We start from the raw sequence: 18,582 nt of genomic DNA, 5'->3' as shown, positions 1-18,582 counted from the left end.
ATGACGGCGCCGTTTTGCATGCTACATTCTGTTGTCGTAATCCGTGTCTCCGTCTGCCTCTGATTCATCATATTTTTCGGCTGCAAAATCCCTGACCACGGGGTCCGAAAGTTCTGATGCCAGTCTGCGGCTGTAGAGGAAGAGAATTACGATGGCTGCGATGCCTGCTGTGATGATATTGAGCAATGCAAGCAACACCCCCACTCCCGTACTCCTGGAGTAGGCTTTGAATATACCCAAAAACGCAATGGATTCCATGATGATGTACGAAATGGCGATATCACCAATGGACAGTCCTGTGATGTAGACGATGATGCCGGCGATGGCAAATATCAGTCCGATGGTCTTCGGGTTGAACTGGCCTTTTTGAGTCAGATTGCCATCGTACATCTGCCCGCCCAGGTAGAAGGTGCCGAAAGGCAGGAAGCCAAGAATCGGCAGGTCGAGGTTTTTTGCATCGGCCACCTGATACAGGAAGAAGCCCTGCAGAAGCCATTTGATGATTCCGAGCAGGAAGAGAAACAGGAGCAGCAGGATGCCGATGATGGCAAGTCCTGCGAAAAGACCGAAGAGTTCCATTTTCTAACACATCCTTTAGTGGGATTATAGCACAGCACAACCATGCTTTAAAACGAAAAGCAGGCATCCGTTATGTCGGATGCCTGCTTATCAGCCGTATCTCCGCTGATTTTTCCTGTTATAGCGTTCAGCTGCACGGTAGGCGTTGATGATGCCGTACAGCCATACAATCGGCAGGAACAGATAGCCTATCAGTATTACAGTCAAAGCACCGTTTATAAGCTGTATCAGCATCAGGATGATGCCTTTGAAAATTTCACCGTTATAGATCTGGCCAAGACCTGTGATGAAAAAGCTGAGTACAGCGGCTAAGCCTGAACTTTTCTGTCGCATTGCTTCACTCCTCATTTCTATGTTCAATATACCCTTCAGTCTCCGTCCTTAAACCTGTCTTCACGTTCTTTGCCGCCGGGCATCCTGAACGGCCACCAGTTTCCGCGGCGGAAAGTGATGACGAATGCCGGTACGAGGAGCGGCAGTACGATGAATGCGTAGAACAAGAGGGCGAATATGATGATGCTGGCGACCTGGATTAGTATGATCATTCCGGATGGCAGCAGTGCTGCAAACGTACCCGACAGGATGATCACGGCTGTGATGACGGTGACCCCCATGCGCCTGATCGAATGCTCTATTGCATCCCTGATGCTCTTATTTGCCAGCTCCTCCCTGAAACGGTCGATGATGAATATCGAGTAGTCTATGCCGAGGGCGGCGAATATGATCAGGCTGAAGAATGGTACGGCCCAGTTCAGATCTCCGAGTCCGAGCAGTCCGAGCAGCCATTGTGTGATGGTGAGGGACGCAAAATACGTGACGAATATGGAGCCGATCATCGTCACCGGCAGAATCAGTGATCTGAACACGAAAGCGAGAATGATGAACAGTGTCGCGATGAAGATAGTGACAACGCGCGTGTAGTCGTCCGTTGAAATTTCATCAAGGTCACGGTTCATGCTGGTGACGCCTGAGAAGTAGGCGGTCGTATCTTCACGTCCGAGCCTCTGAAGTTCATTGTTGACGGTACTTTCAATATCATCGAGCACGTTCATGGACTCATGTGAGTAAGGGTCCCCGTCAAGGACAACGTTCATTCTGAGTGCTTTATCATCGCCGAATGAGTACTGGTCGACTGCATCGTCGACACCGTCTGTTTCAAAGTATTCCTCCGGTACATGGATGCCTGTCTGATCGACGGCTTCGTTATCATTGATATTGCCGAGCAGCGTCTGCACTTCCCCGAGGCCGCCCTGGATTTCATCGATGCCCGCTGTGGCGTCTTCGAGGCCGGTACTGAGTTCTTCCATCTGGGCGGATGCAGCTTCCTGCTGCTGTGTCATCTGCTCATTGGCTGTGGCAACCTGTTCTGACATGGTGTTGAGTCCCTGCTGGACCTGTCCGAGCTGTTGGGATGCGCCCTGGACATCACCGGTTTGGGCCATATAGGTGCTGATCTGGGTGATGTTTGTGTTGATATCGTCTATGCCCTGGTTGAGTTCGCTCAGGTCACCGCCGGCCATTTCACTGCCGTCTATGCCTTCAGCCGCCTCGCTGAGCCCGTCCGAAATCTCGGAAAGACCTCCAGTCATGTCATCCATGCTGCTGTTGGCCTGTTCAAGCTGGTTGCGGACCAGGAAATCATCAATGACCTCGCCCGAAGGGCGTGTCAGCGTCTGTACTTCTTTGACACCGTCGATGTTGCTTACCGTTGAAGCGACGCCTTCCAGCCTGGACATGCTTTGTGGTGTCAGAAGGTCACCGCCGTTTGAAATGATGACTTCCACAGGGAAGAGCTGCCCTTCATCGAAGTTCTCACTTACGACATTGGTCGCATGGACTGCGGAATAGGAATCATCCAGTTCCTCGAGGGAGTCATAGTTCACTTCATCATTGTAGAAGAACGCAACGGCTATCAGTATGGCGATGACTGTGAATATTATGCGCGTCGGATATTTCAAAGAGAAGATGCCGAGCGGTGTCCACAGCCTGCTTTCATGGAATTCTGATTTTTTGATGTTCGGCCAGAAAATATAACGGCCCAGAAGCTGCATGAGTATCGGCAGCACTGTAAACAGTGACAGCAGCAGGAATACTATGCCGATCGCCACACCGACTGCCGAACGGTATATTTCAAAATTGGCGAAGTAGAGGACACCGAATACGATTGCCCCGGAAAGTCCGCTGATGAATACAGTCTTGCCGCCTGTCCTGAATGTGCGCAGCACGGATTCATACTTATCATGGAACTGCAGTTCTTCCTTGAAGCGGTTGAGCAGCAGTATACAGTAGTCGGTTCCGATACCAAACAGTATGACAATAAGGAAGCTCTGTGTCTGCGGTGAGACAGGAAAGCCGAACCACTCGACAAACCAGCCGACGAATGACTGGCCAATCAGGTAGGACAGGCCGACAACAGCCACAGGTACGAGCGGCGTCACCACGGAACGGAACATGATCAGGAGCACTGCTATGACGATGATGACCGTGAACATTTCAGTGGACTGGATGCCTTCCATCGCATCCTGTTCGACAGTGTTTTGTATCAATTCGTTTGAAGTCATCGATGTTTTGGCTGCGGTAGAGTTCAGATTTTCGACTTCGGCAGCCACGTTGCTGATTTCATTGACAGGTCCGGTGTATTCCATCGGGATCAGTATGACGCCGTTTTCATCATTGATGAAATTCGTCTGCATTTCTTCAGCAAGATTGAACGGATTGACGATATTGTCAACACCTTCGATACTGCCGATTTCTTCTATATAATCATTGATGTTGGATTCGTTATCACTTACATTGCCTTCGAATTCAAGGACAAGCGACATCATTTCATTATCTTCCCCGTATTCCTCGAGGAATACACGGGCCTGCTCGCTTGGCTGTTCATCAGACAGCTGGACATCACCTTTTTCGGTGGCGAGCTGGGTCAGGTTGGGGGAGATGAGGAAAGTGGCGGCAGCAAACAGTATCATCAGCACTGTCACCGGCCATTTGAATTTAAGAATGTACTTCATTTTGATTGCCTCCGGGTATGTATTTCAGGATTGTCAGTGTTGCGGTATACAGTCTGTCCGTCTCGTCTTTTGACAGACTGCCGAGATCCGACCGGATCCTCTCCAGAATGTTATCCAGAAATTCTTCGAGAAGGATTTTTGCATCGTCCGTCATGAAGACGAGTTTCGAACGTTTGTCATTGATGAGCGTATTCTCTTTGACGGTCACAAGTTTTTTATACTCCAGCTTTTTGACAGTGTGGGTGACTGCACTTTTTTGTACATTCAGCGCGTCTGCCAATTCCGACGGCGTCGCAGAGCCGTTCAGATAGATGTGCTGGATGATATTCATCTGGGTTCTGGAAATGTGGCGGGCGGTGATTGAGTCGGTGACTTCGGTAAAGACTTCCGTATATCCATAGCCGTAAATATCGCGCAGATTCTCTATGATCTTCAGTTTTTTATCCATCTCGGACAGGACCTCCAGTATTAGTTTAGGGTGCTAAACTAAAAGAAACAAAGCTAAGTTTAGCATTTAACCTGCAGGCGGGTCAAAATTTATGGTGTGACAGTAATGTTAAGTTTTTAAGATAAAAAAAGAGCTTCCCGTGAGGGAAGCCCTGAACTTTCGGGTTTATCTGCCCCAGATTCTGTGGTGCTTGACATCGTCCAGGTAGCCATCGAAATCTTTTTCTATATCCGTGACACCTTTCGCATCTTCTGAGAATGAAAGGGAATCGAATATGCTGGCGGAATCTGTACCGAAACCGATTGCTTTTTTGTGCTTGTAGGCAATATCGAGGTTTTCTATTGCCGGCGCAGGGAGCGGTTGTTTGCCGCTGATCACAATCATTGAATCAAACAGAACGGAATGGACGGTATCGAATGTCGCGTCTAGTGTCATACTTCCGATTTTGTATATGTTATCGGAGATGAAGGTTGGCTGGAGTCCTTTTTCCTCCAGTTTGGATTTTGCCTCTGTCAATGTTTCCTCTGCCACATCCGGCATGACGATGACACCGACAGTGCGCGTGTCGAGGGAATAGTTGGTATTCATCATGCTCAGGGCAGGGGAGCTCTTTTCATAAGTGGATTCTTCCACTTCAGGTGGTGCTTCGACACCTATCCTGCCTGCGACGTATTCGGTCAGATCGCGGTCGATCTTGTTCAGGAGCTCGGATATGGCAAGCTTCCTTATCTCCACATCGCATTTGCCGAGTTCGAAGCTGAAGGCATCATACACATGCTGCTTTTCAGTTTCTGACAGTGAGTTCAGGAAAAGTTTCGCCTGGCTGAAGTGGTCTTTGAAGCTGTCGCTTCTGGCCTGGATTTTTCTGCCTTCGACTTTTTCGTGATAATGCTCATAACCGCCTTCCTCTGTACTGAGGGGTTCCGGCTGGTTGTCATTCATATAGTTCTTATGATGGGCGGTCTGCCCCTTGTGGATGGACATCTGGTTATAGCCGTCACGCTGGTTGTTGGTGAACGGACAGATTGGACGGTTGATCGGCAGCTGATGGAAATTCGGCCCGCCGAGACGGATCAGCTGTGTATCGGTGTATGAGAACAGTCTTCCCTGGAGAAGCGGATCGTTCGTGAAATCGATTCCCGGAACTACACTGCCCGGATGGAAAGCGACCTGTTCAGTCTCTGCGAAGAAATTGTCCACATTCTGGTTCAGTGTCATCTTGCCGACAATCTGTACCGGCACGTCTTCCTCGGGCCATAGTTTGGTCGGATCCAGAATGTCGAAATCCATGTTGAATTCATCATCTTCATCTATGACCTGGATACCCAGCTCAAACACTGCAGGGTTGCCTTTCTCAATATTCTCCCACAGGGTCTGACGGTTGAAGTCGATATTCTTGCCGTTGATCATCTGAGCTTCGTCCCACATCACCTGATGCATGCCGTCTTTTGGTTTCCAGTGAAATTTGACGAAGTGGCTCTTTCCTTCAGCGTTGACCAGCCTGAATGTATGGACGCCGAAACCTTCCATCATGCTGAAGCTTCTGGGGAGGGCGCGGTCGCTCATGAGCCACATGACCATATGCGCACTTTCCGTATTTACAGAAACCCAATCCCAGAAAGTGTTGTGCGCTGAAGCTGCCTGCGGCATTTCATTATGCGGTTCAGGTTTGACGGCATGCACGAAGTCAGGGAATTTGATGGCATCCTGCATGAAGAATACCGGCATATTGTTGGCCACCAGGTCGTAGTTCCCCTCGTCGGTATAGAATTTGGTGGCGAATCCGCGTACATCCCGGGGAATATCCATTGAACCGCGGCTCCCGGCGACTGTGGAGAACCTTACGAATACAGGTGTCTTCTTGCCTGTTTCTGTAAGGAATTTCGCTTTAGTATACTTTTCCAGCGAATCATAGACTTCGAATTCACCATGAACACCGAAGCCCCGGGCGTGTACAATGCGTTCCGGAATACGCTCATGGTCGAAGTGTGTCATCTTTTCGCGGAAATGGAAGTCCTCCATCAGGGTGGGGCCTCTTTCGCCGTTTTTCAGGGAAAATTCATCCTCGCTTACCGGCAGCCCCTGGTTTGTAGTCAGTGGAGCTTTCTTTGTATTGTCGATCATATCTTTCTGCAGATCGTCCTTCTTCTTACTCATTTCAAAGCAACCCCCTTGAAAAGTATGATAATGCTTTACTTAGAACAACTTAACATGATTATATTCTATTTGCATATATTTGTATTATACGGTTTTGTATAGACTCTATGGGGGTATAAGAAAAGGATCGGCTGCAAAAGCATCCGATCCTTTTTATACCTATAGAGCATTTATGATTTCATCTGTGACATCGCGTTTCAGGCCGCTGTACTCCATCAGGAAATACAGGAGACCTTTTTCGGCGATGATTTCATTCATTTCGACCTGCTCCGGGTCTTCCTCATTATCGAACTTAACTGCATATAATACAAGCTCTGATAATGCCCTGTGGCTTTTTCCTTCATTGTGAAGATGGACGAGCGGTTTGATGATCCTGTCATTCGGGCCGAGTTTTCTCATTATACCGCGGCCGACACGGTTGAGGTCATCAGAAAGATGAGGATTTGTGAAGCGCTCGGTGATCTTTTCAATGTAGATATTCTGTTCTTTGGCAGTAAAGCCGTAAACAGAAGTGATGTACTCAAGAGTTTCCGAAAGGACGTCGCTCAGGAAGTTCTGGACCTTGCTGTCTGTCATCGCTTCATAAACAGTATCATAACCGAGTGTCCTGCCGTAATAGGCTATCGCAGCATGGCCTGTATTGACAGTGAACAGTTTTCTCTCGATGTAGGGCATCAGTTCCCGCACATAGACAGGGCCATCAAGACGTTTGTTGTTCTTCCACTCTGTCTCTTCGATGACCCATTCATAGAACGGCTCGACTTTGACATCAAGGATGCGTTCGTTCTTCTGTACCGGCACAATCCGGTCCACTGCCGAGTTCGGGAAGCCGATATTCGACGCCGCCAGTACGCCGGTTTCTTCTATGATGGCCTCTTTGAGCGTGTCTGTAGCCATCACAGCATTTTCACATGCGATAATATTGAGCGGGCGCGGGTCCTCAAGCCGCCGAGGCAGGTGGGGGGCGATGCTTTTGCCGATGATCGGCAGAACATTCACTCCTACAGCAGTTGTGATGATATCCGCCTCCAGGATTGCCTGTTTCAGCTTCCCGGGATTTTCAGCTGTGTTAATGCCATTGACGCCGGTGATGTCATAGGAAGCACCGTTTTCCTCGGCGATATGCACAGTATACCCATGCTCCTTGTTGAGTGCATCTATGATTTCTTTGCTGACATCTGCGAAAGTGACTTCATATCCGTTATCATGCAATATTTTGCCGATGAACCCTCTGCCAATGTTTCCTGCGCCAAAATGGATTGCCTTCATAATTATATGTCCTCGTTTTCAAAGAGTGAGATGATTTCATCAGCGGAAGATGCGTTGATGACTCTCTCTGCATTATCTTCATCAGAGAACAGTACCGCAATTTTCTGAAGCATGTCCAGATGCTCATTTTCCTTGCCGGCAATGCCAAGGATCACCTTCGCTTCATTTCCGTCGAAATCCACACCGCCGGGAACCTGTATCAGGGAAAGGCCGCTTTCGATGACGGATGTCTTGCCTTCATCCGTGCCGTGCGGTATTGCGAGACCGTTGCCCATGAATGTGGAAACGACTTCCTCACGTGCGAGCATGGAATCGATATAGGCAGGCTCCACAGATCCCTGGTCGACAAGGAGCTGGCCGGCCTGTCTGATGACATCCTCCTTGGATCCTGCAGTCTGGTTCAGTACGATATTCTCTTTCTTCAACATGGTTCATCAATTCCTTCCTGTGACATAAATGTTTTGAATATAATTCTTGAATAGATCATCCATCAGGGATGGCTCTTTAAGCAATGCCCCGATATCTTCATGGTGCTCACCCAGGAGTACGCTGATTTCACTGATCAGATCTGATATTAGTGATTCCTCCGGAACAAGGAGGATGATCTGATAATTCACGGTGACAGCATCGCCCTTATAATTCCTGTCGGTAATCCCGGCTGAATTATGGACGATGATCAGCTGGTGGCTCCGGATGGAGGGCGACTTGATATGCGGATATGAAAAACCGGCTTCCCCTATGACGTGGCCGGTTATTTTAAACCGATCAGCCAGGCGGCGGATGGTATCGAGAGCCGCATGGCTTTCCAAAGAGGAATGTTCCTCGAGTGCATTCCTGACGGAATCCATCGTCCCGAGGGGTGTATCCGATTCTGTGAATGTGCGGTTGAGGTAGAGCTCGGATGCCTGTATGACCCGGTCGGGATCGACGTGTGAAAGCTCGGATACGGGGGATGGGGGTCTGTAGTCATAAGTCGTCGACCCGATCTTTGATATCGCTTCAGTGATTTTCTTCTCATCATGTTCATCGAGCAGGGGGCTGACCAGTATATAGCCATCCATGTCGAGCGGAACAGTGCTGAGAATGAGTTCATCCTCATGGGTTTTCGTGTCGGACAGTTCGGATATGGACAGTTCCTGCCTGATGTACAGATTGTTGAACTTCGTTTTGATCTGGTTGGCGAGTATCCGGCTGGTGCCGATGCCGCTTGAACAGACAGTGGTGACTTCTATCCTCGGATTGGCATGCATGATGCCTCCGAAATGGATTGTCAGAAAGCCGATTTCGGACTCATCCAGCTCCCTGCCGTTGAAATAGTGGCGGAACTTTTCCCCGATGACTTCAAACAGGACGGGATAACTCTCTTTTATCGTCCCGACAAGTGGGTTGACGGTGATGATACCCGAATCCATGCGGTGGAGCATCGGCTCTATGTGAAGCAGCAGGCCTTCCTTCAGTTCAGGATAGGCGTAGAACGGATAATCCATCTCGCGGCTGACCTGGTCGATGAACGCGATGATCACATTCTCGATGGAGTCCGGACCAAGCGCAATCTGGGACTTCCTTTTGCTTCCTCTAAGGTGCATGGTTATGAAATAAACTTCCTCTTCCGGGAACTTTATGCCGAATTCATCCTGCACTCTGTCCGTCAGTGACCGGGAGACTTCAAACTCCTGTGAATCCTTCATCTCCTCTTTCATTTCCTCTTTGATGGAAACATTCTGTTCATGCTCCGTACGGTCGATTGCAAGCACGATATGGAGCGTCAGGTTGAGATATGCATTCTCGGTGAGTGTGTAGGGGAGGACGACGAGTTCATCCATGAGCAGCCGCTCCACTTTGAATATATTGTCCGCTTCCAGAATGCCGATGATTTTGTTGTTGACAAGGGAACTGAAGACGAAGTTATTTTCAATGACGGAATAGATGCTGTTTGAATTCAGTTCACTGATCATCATGCTGGCGAGAAAATTCTGTTTGCCGAGAGGGTCGCCCGCAAGCTGTACACCGATTGCGCGCGTCTTCCTGATCTCAAGGCCAAAGGCGCGGAGTTCGCCTTCCATCTGGCTGATGAGCTCATCGACCGTATGATCACCCACGCCGAGCTCGACGGCCAGGGCACTTTTTTTGAGTCCCTCCGGGTTGAGCATAAGATTGTAGATGAGTGCCACTTTCTTTTCTTCGACACTCAGGTCCTTGTCTGCATTTTCTGTTATATATTTTGTCAGTGCTTCGATTTCGAGATGCGCAAGATCCAGTTTGACACCTTTTTTGTATTCGCTGATCAGTTCGATGTTCAGCTTCCTGAGGGTTTCCCTTACATTTTTGAGTTCTCTGTGGACAGTCCTGGAGGAGACACCCAGTTTCCCGGCAAGCTCTTTAATAAGCATAAAGGTGTCATTATGATATATTAGCTCGTTGATGATTTTCTTTTCGCGAGAACTGATCATAATGACACCCCTTCATATAATGCTATTTAATTATTGACGCTTTTTAAGCTCCTCTGTCAATTCGTCGTAATGCGGGCTGTTGAGGAAGTTGTCCACAGAAATGTGTTTTGCTGTCGGAACTTTGTTCTCGGCGCGTTCTGTCAGAGTTTTCTGCGTGATGATGATGTCCTCATCACCTTTGAGCTGGTTGATTGCCGAGTTCGTCACGTTGATATCAAGTCCGGCTTTCTTGAACTTATTCTTTAACATACCCGCACCCATAGCACTTGAACCCATGCCTGCGTCACATGCAAAGACGACTTTGTCGACTTTGGAATAATCGAAACCGGCAGGTTCACTCTCTGTGGACTCTTCCGTTTGGGATGGCCCCTGTTCCTCTTTGAGTTCTTCCAGCAGCTCGTCGTATTTCGGGCTGTTGAGGAAGTTGTCCACGGAAATGTGTTTTGCTGTCGGAACTTTGTTCTCGGCGCGTTCTGTCAGAGTTTTCTGCGTGATGATGATGTCCTCATCACCTTTGAGCTGGTTGATTGCCGAGTTGGTCACTTCGATATCAAGACCTGCTTTTTTAAACTTGTTCTTGAGCATGCCTGCGCCCATGGCACTTGAACCCATTCCGGCATCGCATGCAAAGACGATTTTGTCGACGTTCTTGTAGTCGACCCCCGCTTCAGTAGTTTCTGCGTCTTCAGTTTTGGTCAGGGAGCCGGCGACAGAGGATTTTTTACCCTTGGATTCCTCCATCTGTGCAGTTGCCGCTTCGAGATCCGCTTCGTCCTTCTGTTTGGAGAATTTCAATATTGCTGCAGCGACAAGGAAAGAAACAAGTGTTGCCGCCAGTATGCCGAGGAACATCGTCAGATATTCACCACGTGGTGTCATCGCGATGTAAGCAAGGATACTGCCTGGTGCAGCCGGACCTGACAGTCCGAAGTCGAGCAGTGAGAATGTCAGTATACCTGACGCACCGCCGAGTATTGCAGCAACCACGAGTGTCGGTTTCATCAGTATATACGGGAAGTATATCTCATGGATACCGCCGACGAAATGGATGATTGCAGCACCTGGTGCAGTTGCGCGGGCGGTACCTTTGCCGAATATCATGTAGGCGAGAAGGATACCGAACCCTGGACCGGGGTTGGATTCGAGTGTGAAGAGAATTGAACGGCCCACTTCACGCACTTCTTCAGATGCGAGCGGTGTCAGTACACCGTGGTTGATTGCATTGTTCAAAAAGAGCACTTTTGCCGGTTCGATGAAGATGCTGGCAATCGGCAGCAGCCCGGCATCGACGATTACATCGACCAGTCTGCCAAGCAACTGCGTGAGCCATGAGACAACGGGTCCGAGGCCGTAGTAGCCGAACAGTGCAAGGAAGAATGCAAGGAAACCGGCCGAGAAGTTATTGACCAGCATCTCGAGCCCCTGGCGGATTCTTGGTACGAGGACCGCATCAACCTGTTTCATCAGATAGCCACCGAGCGGCCCCATGACCATGGCACCGAGCAGCATCGGAGAATCAGGGAATGCCGCAATGACACCCATAGTGGCCGTCGCACCGACGACACCGCCCCGTACGTCACTGATGAGCTTGCCGCCTGTGTAGGCGATAAGCAGCGGAAGCAGGTAGACGATCATCGGATCGACCATGGTCGCGAGGTCTTCGTTCGGGAACCAGCCGACGTCGATGAACATGGCTGTGATGAGCCCCCAGGCGATAAAGGCTGCGATGTTCGGCATGATCATACTGCTCAGAAATGAGCCGAACGCCTGTACTTTGCGGGAAATACCGCTTTTTTGTTCTGACATGTCTGTCACCCCTTGGGATATATTTAATAAATATTTATAAATATTTTATATATAATTCAATCATAGTAAGGGTATGGTACTATTACAATAGGAACAAAATGCGAGTTTGGCACAGATTCAGTGACAAAAGGAACGTTACTGGATCTGTGCCGGAGCGCCGCATTAAAATTCTTGTAAGAAGAGGTGGCTCTATGTTCGAATACCAGTCTGCGTATAAGCGGAATGCTTCCGGACTGCATGGGAAGACGTTCTGGTCTACTGTTTTGACGTTCATTCTGATCTATGTGGCATTGATCGTCGTGGCATTACTGCTGATAAGCCCTGCGGCATTTTTCGATTCTGCGTGGGTGCTGCTTTGGATATTTCCAATGATCTTCGTCATTCTGCTGATTTCGGTCTTTGTGATCTATCCGGTCGGCATCGGTGTCCTGAGATTCTTTGCAAGTGCCTACAGGCAGAAAGAATATAAGTTCAAAGATGTCTTCATCACTTTCCAAAAAGGCAATTACAGCAAGGTGATCAAACTCAGCCTGCTGATGCTGCTCATCCATTTCGGATTTTCTTTAATCTATGGTTTCCTCGTGCAATTCATCGTGATGGCGATAAATACGCCGCTGATAGCAATCGGCGAGGGGATGTCGAGCGGAACCGGCCAGCCTTCAGGAGGGGAAATCGGTCTGATCATTTCACTGGTCCTGCTCAATGTCCTGGTCATCGTCATCTCGTATATACCCTATATACTGATGGGAATCTACATGTTTCTTGCGTTCATGGCATACATCGACCAGCCGATGATCGCGACGCTGGATAAATTCAGGATTGCATGGGATGTGATGTTCAAAGCTGGCGGCGGCCTGATCCGTCTGATTGTGAGCAACTTCCTGCTGATGCTTTTGCCGACTGTCCTCTACGTCCTGATGTTTGTCGGAATTGCGATATTCGCAATAGCAGTGGATAATGAACAGACCCTTGGCTACATGATGATAATCCTTGTGCCGCTGGCGGCACTCATCATCATCGCCCTGTTCTGCTACGTCATGTACTACATGACCGGCAGTCTCACGGCCTATTATTTCGAGTGCCGTGATGCGCTGGACAGGAGATACAGCGAAAGCCCGCAGAATCCTGTCAGGGCTGATGGCTATGAAAGCAGTGAAGAGGCACAGCGATACGATGAGGACGATGGTCTCAGGCAGCTCTGATCATCGTGTCCATGAAGAGTTTTTTCAGATCGGGACTTCTTGGTCCCGATCTTTTTTAATTCCTTGAAAATAATCAATTTAGGAGTAAACTTGTTATAAATGCATGGGAAGAGGTGGTAGAGTGAGTGAAAATAACAAAGGCATCATTTTTGCGCTTGGAGCATACATAATATGGGGGTTCCTCCCCATCTACTGGAAACAGGTTGAACATATATCCCCTTATGAGATCATCTCACACCGGGTTTTCTGGTCTTTCATATTCATGATTGTCTTCATCATTGCCACAAACAGGCTGCGTCTTTTCAAAAAAGACCTGAAGTTCATTTTCAAAGACAAAAAGAAGGTGGCGGCCCTTTTCTTCGCCTCGGCTGTCATCACGTCAAACTGGCTGGTCTATATCATTGCGGTGAACACCGGTCATATCCTCGATGCAAGTCTAGGCTACTATATCAACCCTCTGATCAGCATACTGTTTGGTTTCGCGCTGCTCGGTGAGCGTTTCTCCAGAGTCCAATGGATGGCAATCATCATCGTATTCTCGGGAGTCGCATATCTTGCCGCAGGTCTCGGAGCAGCGCCGTGGATTTCGCTCTACCTTGCGACATCGTTCAGTGTTTACGGTCTCATCAAGAAAGTGATCAACCTGGATGCCATCTTTGCACTGGCAGTTGAGACGTTCGTACTGGCCCCCTTTGCACTGATCTTCATAGTCTTTCTGGAAGGCAGTGGACAGGGGAATTTCGGATTCAACATCGATAGCCTGGTCATGATGGGCACAGGTGTTGCGACGGCGGTTCCGCTTTTGCTGTTTGCGCTGGGCGCCCAGCGGATAAGGCTGTCGCTGGTCGGTTTCCTGCAGTATTTTGCGCCGACTATCATGCTGCTCATCGGGGTGTTCATGTATGAAGAGGCATTTACAGATATCCACAAAGTCGCATATATACTGATCTGGAGCGGACTCATACTCTATACGCTCAGCCGTTTCCTGCAGATGCGGAAAAAATCCGGGCAGGATGCACGGCGCCGCGTCTCCAGCTAGCATATCATTAGTTATGATGGGGGAATCGTGTTATGATTTATGGACAATTTGAGGTGTGAGGAGTTAAGAGGGAATGAAAGTTTCAAAATATTTACTTACCACATTGACTGTTTCGCTCATCCTCGCCGGGTGTTCCGGAGCGGGCAAGGTGGAAGATGATATAAATGAAACATCAGGAGAAGCATCTGAGGCGGGCGGGCCGGATGAAGAGGTCGTCCCGACACAGACTGTAAAGGAAAAGCTTTCGCACATGGAAGAGACAGACGATGAAACACTCAATGCCATCATCGGGCAAGCGCAGGACATTGAAAGTTATCAGGCGCTTCTGAACCTCGAAGGAAAGCTTGATGACGCCCGTCCTGAAGCTCTCGATGCAGATGTCCGCTTCAGGGAAGGGAAGGAAGACGGGCCGCCTTCGCTGCATTTGAAATCAGGAGGAGAAGACCGTACCTTCTCGAAGGATGGGGAAACCTTCTATTACAACGGCACAGACTGGGTAAATATTTCCGATTCTGCGGGTGCCCGTTCCCTGTATCAGGTAACCTACAACAACGCCGTACTGTCGCTTGCGGACATCAGGGACCAGCTCGATAAGGAAGAGGATGGCAATACGGTGACCTACAGTTACGACGGAAAGAGCGAGAAGGTGTTTGAGACGTTCAAACAGCTGTTCGCTGAAAATTTCGGCAATATCAGTCTCTCTGAAATAGACAACAATCTGGAAATTGAAGTGGATTCAAAAGAGCACACTATAAAGGAAATAGATTATGAAGCGGAGGGTGAGACGGAAACCGGTCCGTTCGAACTGACCGCCGATGTGGAATTCAGGTCCTTCAACAGCATCGATGATATAGAAATACCTGAAAAAGTCAGGAATTGAGCAGAAGCAGGGCAATGATACATTGTCCTGCTATTCTTATACTCAATTTAAATTGAAGAAATATTAGAAAAACAGTTTAAATTTAAAATGAGTATGTTTAAATAATATGAAAGGGGTGGAATAAAATTGGTAGAAAATAATCATTTCTATAATCTTTTCAATTTAAACGAATCACTGACGAACTTATCAATGAGACATTGGAATAAGACATTCGGAGAGGATGTCTCGCTTACCCAGCTGATTGTTCTCAATGAACTTCAGACATTCGGCAGGATGACACAGAATGAGCTTGCTGAAAAGATGGTGATCTCCAAGGGGGCGGTCAGCCAGATCATCAAAAACCTGGAAAACAAGGAACTTGTCAAAAGGGAAGTGGAGGAGACGGACAGACGGAACCGATACCTGGTGATTGAGGGAAAGGGACTGGAAACGATTGCTCGTGCAGAAAAGCATGCTGAGAAACTGCGTGAAGAATACATGGATCTGATTCCCGACCGGGAACTTGAAAATTACATCGAAACACAGAGGAAATTCACAGAATACTTAAAGTCGCATATATGATATGCAAAGAGGCGATTCTTCAGAATCGCCTCTTTGCATGTTCATGAGGATGTTTTTCGCCTGTTCTCAAGGATCATCCCTGTGATCAGAAATGCCGCTGTGTATAGGACTGTGACCAGCATCGGTAATGCAGCCCCGCCCCATGTGATGTCCGGTTCCGCGTAGATCTGTGTGAAATGGTAGAGGGGGAGATACTGAGCGATATTCTGCGCCGTCTGTCCCATCACCTCGAACGGGATCATGATACCCGAGAGGAACGCCATACCGATTGCGATAAAGTTTGCGAGCCCGTTGATGATGAATTTGTTTGTCGTTAATGCAGCAATTACATAGTGGACTGACAGGGTGAATGCAGTGATCAGGAGCAGTGCTGTGAACATTTTGCCAAGCGGCACACCCGAGAGACTGTCCGTGCGCAGTGCCAGTGCTCCGAAAAACATGAATGCGACGACGAACAGGCCGACGACAATCTGTGACAGGATCATCTGGGACATGAAGGTGCTTGTCTTCATGGGAGAGACATTGATCCTCTGTTTCAGCTCAGGTGAATTGAACTCCGACATGATGTTGCCCACGAGTATGAGCAGGAACAGCATGATCCAGTACCCGGCAAAGTTGGTGTAGTTCCTCATATACTCAAAATTACTCTGCGCCTCGACATCCACCGATTCATGGATTTCTACGTCTATACTGTCTGAAAGCAGATCTGTGACGGCATCTGTGTGAAGTTCGCCCGTGGTGTCAAAATCAGCCTTAAGAAATGTGAAATACTGCCGGATGGCGGTCTGCATCTGCAAATGTTGTGTCGACCGCTGGTCTGCCGTAGTCTCGACGACCGGTCTGCCGGATGTGAACTTTGATTCTGCATCTTCGGGAATGGTTATGAAACCGTCTATGGCATTGAGGAATATCTTCTCCTCAAGCGCCTCAATATCCGGATTTTCCTCATTGGAGACCGTGACTTCGTTGTTTTCATCCAGGTAGTCGATCAGTCCCCGGCTCATTTCAGAACGGCTGTGGTCAATGATGTCGATTCTCAGAGACTCTGAAGTATAGTTTTCACTTGAGTTGCCCTGTGAGAACATGACTGCAAAGATGAAAAATGCAGAGAGCAGAATAACAATCAGAATCCTGTATTTCCAGAAGTGGAGGAGAATCCCTTTAAATACTGTCATATTGTTTCCTCCTCAATGAAAGTAATGTGATGGAGAAAAAGACGGCCGCATACCCGGTCAGCATGCCGATGGTTGCCCAGTAGTCATCATAGTTGCCGAGGAAATTGATTTTATACATCGTATCCGTAAGTCTTGCGAGCGGGTTGAGCGTATTCACCCATGCCAGGTTATTTTCTATGAGAATGATTTTTATGAAAGGCCCCATGAGCCCTGACAGTGCAGCAAGTCCGATGATGAATATTACTGACACCGTCGTTTTCATACCGGCGTTGATTTTCGGGAGAAGCCCGATGATCAGCCCGAGTCCGATCCCGGTCAGGTTCGCGATGAAAAGCAGTCCGAGTGTTGGCCCTAATTCCGTGAACAGGTTGATCTTATACAGGATGATGATGACGGCCAATATTAAGAAATTCGTGGCCAGATTGAGAATGAGTGCGCCGAGTACGCTGGCTGACAGGAATTTGACTTTGCTGTAGGGGCTTGCTGCGAACCGTGCTCCCATGGGATCCAGGTTCGGCTGCATCGACGACATGAATTCAATGCCGGAGAAGATACCGTAGAATGCGATCATGGCAATCAATGAATAGAAGAGCACAGCTTCCGGCTGGGCTTCCTGGCTGTTCTCTTCTATGAACTGGGCTTCAAAATCATAGTTTTCATAAGGTATGCCTGCCTCTGCAACCTTTTCAATCTGATTGATGACCATCTCGAGTACCGTCTGGTCGAAACCAGTTTCTGTCACAAGCAGTGTGTTGTCCCCGTGTATATAACCTGAAATATCCCCTTGCTTCATTTCCAATACGGCTTCCTCCTCTGACATGACGGTCATATTTATGAAATCAATATCTCCAATCACTTCGGACAATTCCTGGTTTTCCTGGATGCCGACGTTAATGTTTTCAAGTTCTCCGACTGTCATGTTTGAAGTCGCTATGATGAACAGACCTGTGAGCAGCAGCGGATAGCAGAGTGTCCAGAACCAGAAACCGAAATCCTTGAAACTGATACTGATCAGATAATAGGTCATGCGGAATAGATTCATCAGTCCCTCAACTCCTTGCCTGTAAGCTCCAGAAAAATATCACTCAGAGTGGACCGTTCGCTTGTGAGTTCCGTATATGTCAGATTGTTGGATTCTATGAACTTGATAAGATTGGCCAGGTTGTTCTCCTGCTTTTCGAAGTGGATGAGGTAGTTGTCGTTTTTGTTCGTCACTTTGACAACATGGGGCAGTTCCGAAAGTCTTTGTTTCATCCCTGGGTCTTCTGTCAGGAAACCGACTTCCACCCTCTCCTGCGTGGAAATGGATTTCTGGAGCTGCCCGACTGTGCCCTGGGCGATATTGCGGCCCTGATCCATTATGACCATGCGGTCGCACAACTGTTCCGCCTCTTCCAGATAGTGGGTCGTATAGATAACGGTCCTGCCGTCCGCCTTCATCTTTTTGACACCTTCAAGTATGAAGTTCCTGCTCTGTGCATCAACTGCAACGGTCGGTTCATCCATGAAGAGCAGTTCCGGCTTGTGGGCGATGCCGCAGGCGATGTTAAGCCGGCGCTTCAATCCGCCGGAGAGCTTGCCTGGGGTGAAGCGCCGGTATTTGTCCAGCCCTACGAAATCAATCGCTTCCTCCACCAGCTTTTTCCGCTCTTTGCTGTTTTGAATGTACAGTCCGCAATAAAAATCTACATTTTCATAAACATTCAATTTATCGAAAATCGCCAGTTCCTGCGGTACAATGCCGATGCGCCGTTTGACGTCGTTATTGTTGGAATCGACTTTCCTGCCGAATATTTCAATGTCACCGCTGTCAAAACTGAGCAGTGAAAGCATGCAATTTATGGCCGTGGTCTTGCCGCAGCCGTTGGGACCGAGCAGACCGACGATCTCTCCGTCCTGAGCGTTGAATGAAAAATGGTCCAGTGCAATCAGTTCGTTGTACCTTTTGACGACTCCGTCCATCATGATCATTATGATTCCTCCCCGTTCAATCTTTGTTACATTA

General features: G+C 48.5%; 16 protein-coding genes. 4 read left to right on the top strand and 12 right to left on the bottom strand.

Annotation, left to right across the window (positions count from 1 at the left end; translation table 11 throughout):
* Positions 1-21: 21 nt before the first annotated feature.
* The 9 genes from C792_RS0111885 to C792_RS0111845 all read right to left on the bottom strand — a co-directional run bounded on the left by C792_RS0111885 (position 22) and on the right by C792_RS0111845 (position 11,720).
* On the bottom strand, positions 22-579 hold the full coding sequence (locus tag C792_RS0111885) for a hypothetical protein (RefSeq protein WP_017549675.1): 558 nt from the start codon (positions 577-579) through the stop codon (positions 22-24).
* Between the two features lie 90 nt (positions 580-669).
* Complete coding sequence (locus C792_RS0111880; RefSeq protein WP_017549674.1) at positions 670-912, bottom strand: hypothetical protein; 243 nt, start codon at positions 910-912, stop codon at positions 670-672.
* A gap of 35 nt (positions 913-947) precedes the next feature.
* The gene (locus C792_RS0111875) at positions 948-3,590 is read right to left on the bottom strand and encodes an MMPL family transporter (protein ID WP_017549673.1); all 2,643 of its coding nucleotides are present in this window, start codon (positions 3,588-3,590) and stop codon (positions 948-950) included.
* Entirely contained in the window at positions 3,574-4,038 is a 465-nt protein-coding gene (locus C792_RS0111870; RefSeq protein WP_017549672.1) for a MarR family transcriptional regulator, read from the bottom strand. Before C792_RS0111870 ends, C792_RS0111875 begins: the two co-directional genes overlap by 17 nt.
* A 165-nt stretch (positions 4,039-4,203) precedes the next feature.
* Complete coding sequence (locus C792_RS0111865) at positions 4,204-6,195, bottom strand: catalase (protein ID WP_017549671.1); 1,992 nt, start codon at positions 6,193-6,195, stop codon at positions 4,204-4,206.
* 159 nt (positions 6,196-6,354) lie between these two features.
* On the bottom strand, positions 6,355-7,464 hold the full coding sequence (locus tag C792_RS0111860) for a mannitol-1-phosphate 5-dehydrogenase (RefSeq protein WP_017549670.1): 1,110 nt from the start codon (positions 7,462-7,464) through the stop codon (positions 6,355-6,357).
* 2 nt (positions 7,465-7,466) lie between these two features.
* Positions 7,467-7,892: a PTS mannitol transporter subunit IIA gene (locus tag C792_RS0111855; protein ID WP_017549669.1), complete on the bottom strand. Its 426-nt coding sequence runs from the start codon at positions 7,890-7,892 to the stop codon at positions 7,467-7,469.
* Positions 7,893-7,898: 6 nt separating this feature from the next.
* Positions 7,899-9,914: a BglG family transcription antiterminator gene (locus C792_RS0111850; RefSeq protein WP_017549668.1), complete on the bottom strand. Its 2,016-nt coding sequence runs from the start codon at positions 9,912-9,914 to the stop codon at positions 7,899-7,901.
* 30 nt (positions 9,915-9,944) lie between these two features.
* Positions 9,945-11,720, bottom strand: a complete 1,776-nt coding sequence (locus C792_RS0111845) for a PTS mannitol transporter subunit IICBA (protein WP_017549667.1) — start codon at positions 11,718-11,720, stop codon at positions 9,945-9,947.
* 191 nt (positions 11,721-11,911) lie between these two features.
* Here C792_RS0111845 and C792_RS0111840 point away from each other — a divergent pair, with 191 nt between their 5' ends.
* From C792_RS0111840 to C792_RS0111825, 4 genes are all read left to right on the top strand, one after another.
* Positions 11,912-12,922 (top strand): hypothetical protein, encoded by a 1,011-nt coding sequence (locus C792_RS0111840; RefSeq protein WP_017549666.1) that lies wholly within the window; start codon positions 11,912-11,914, stop codon positions 12,920-12,922.
* Positions 12,923-13,043: 121 nt separating this feature from the next.
* Positions 13,044-13,961 (top strand): EamA family transporter RarD, encoded by a 918-nt coding sequence (gene rarD, locus C792_RS0111835; RefSeq protein ID WP_017549665.1) that lies wholly within the window; start codon positions 13,044-13,046, stop codon positions 13,959-13,961.
* 73 nt (positions 13,962-14,034) lie between these two features.
* Entirely contained in the window at positions 14,035-14,841 is an 807-nt protein-coding gene (locus C792_RS0111830) for a DUF6612 family protein (RefSeq protein ID WP_017549664.1), read from the top strand.
* A gap of 126 nt (positions 14,842-14,967) precedes the next feature.
* Positions 14,968-15,402: a MarR family winged helix-turn-helix transcriptional regulator gene (locus C792_RS0111825; protein ID WP_017549663.1), complete on the top strand. Its 435-nt coding sequence runs from the start codon at positions 14,968-14,970 to the stop codon at positions 15,400-15,402.
* 41 nt (positions 15,403-15,443) lie between these two features.
* Here the strand turns inward: C792_RS0111825 and C792_RS0111820 are convergent, their stop codons facing one another.
* The 3 genes from C792_RS0111820 to C792_RS0111810 are packed head-to-tail and all read right to left on the bottom strand — an operon-like array spanning position 15,444 to position 18,548.
* Positions 15,444-16,577 (bottom strand): ABC transporter permease, encoded by a 1,134-nt coding sequence (locus tag C792_RS0111820; RefSeq protein WP_017549662.1) that lies wholly within the window; start codon positions 16,575-16,577, stop codon positions 15,444-15,446.
* Positions 16,564-17,619: an ABC transporter permease gene (locus tag C792_RS0111815; RefSeq protein WP_017549661.1), complete on the bottom strand. Its 1,056-nt coding sequence runs from the start codon at positions 17,617-17,619 to the stop codon at positions 16,564-16,566. Before C792_RS0111815 ends, C792_RS0111820 begins: the two co-directional genes overlap by 14 nt.
* Positions 17,619-18,548, bottom strand: a complete 930-nt coding sequence (locus tag C792_RS0111810; RefSeq protein ID WP_017549660.1) for an ABC transporter ATP-binding protein — start codon at positions 18,546-18,548, stop codon at positions 17,619-17,621. The genes C792_RS0111815 and C792_RS0111810 overlap by 1 nt, the downstream gene beginning before the upstream one ends.
* Between the last annotated feature and the right edge of the window lie 34 nt (positions 18,549-18,582).

It is taken from the genome of Salinicoccus carnicancri Crm (genome assembly GCF_000330705.1).
GTDB lineage: Bacteria > Bacillota > Bacilli > Staphylococcales > Salinicoccaceae > Salinicoccus > Salinicoccus carnicancri.
Note: the sequence above shows the minus strand (reverse complement) of the source record. Positions and strands in the feature narration are given on the sequence as shown.

Excerpts from the sequence above, each read along its gene's own strand:
- C792_RS0111820 (WP_017549662.1), bottom strand. The coding sequence starts at position 16,577 with ATGACAGTATTTAAAGGGATTCTCCTCCACTTCTGGAAATACAGGATT.
- C792_RS0111880 (WP_017549674.1), bottom strand. The coding sequence starts at position 912 with ATGCGACAGAAAAGTTCAGGCTTAGCCGCTGTACTCAGCTTTTTCATC.
- C792_RS0111885 (WP_017549675.1), bottom strand. The coding sequence starts at position 579 with ATGGAACTCTTCGGTCTTTTCGCAGGACTTGCCATCATCGGCATCCTG.
- C792_RS0111865 (WP_017549671.1), bottom strand. The coding sequence starts at position 6,195 with ATGAGTAAGAAGAAGGACGATCTGCAGAAAGATATGATCGACAATACA.
- C792_RS0111810 (WP_017549660.1), bottom strand. The coding sequence starts at position 18,548 with ATGATCATGATGGACGGAGTCGTCAAAAGGTACAACGAACTGATTGCA.
- C792_RS0111860 (WP_017549670.1), bottom strand. The coding sequence starts at position 7,464 with ATGAAGGCAATCCATTTTGGCGCAGGAAACATTGGCAGAGGGTTCATC.
- C792_RS0111855 (WP_017549669.1), bottom strand. The coding sequence starts at position 7,892 with ATGTTGAAGAAAGAGAATATCGTACTGAACCAGACTGCAGGATCCAAG.
- C792_RS0111845 (WP_017549667.1), bottom strand. The coding sequence starts at position 11,720 with ATGTCAGAACAAAAAAGCGGTATTTCCCGCAAAGTACAGGCGTTCGGC.
- C792_RS0111870 (WP_017549672.1), bottom strand. The coding sequence starts at position 4,038 with ATGGATAAAAAACTGAAGATCATAGAGAATCTGCGCGATATTTACGGC.
- C792_RS0111850 (WP_017549668.1), bottom strand. The coding sequence starts at position 9,914 with ATGATCAGTTCTCGCGAAAAGAAAATCATCAACGAGCTAATATATCAT.
- C792_RS0111875 (WP_017549673.1), bottom strand. The coding sequence starts at position 3,590 with ATGAAGTACATTCTTAAATTCAAATGGCCGGTGACAGTGCTGATGATA.
- C792_RS0111830 (WP_017549664.1), top strand. The coding sequence starts at position 14,035 with ATGAAAGTTTCAAAATATTTACTTACCACATTGACTGTTTCGCTCATC.
- C792_RS0111840 (WP_017549666.1), top strand. The coding sequence starts at position 11,912 with ATGTTCGAATACCAGTCTGCGTATAAGCGGAATGCTTCCGGACTGCAT.
- C792_RS0111815 (WP_017549661.1), bottom strand. The coding sequence starts at position 17,619 with ATGAATCTATTCCGCATGACCTATTATCTGATCAGTATCAGTTTCAAG.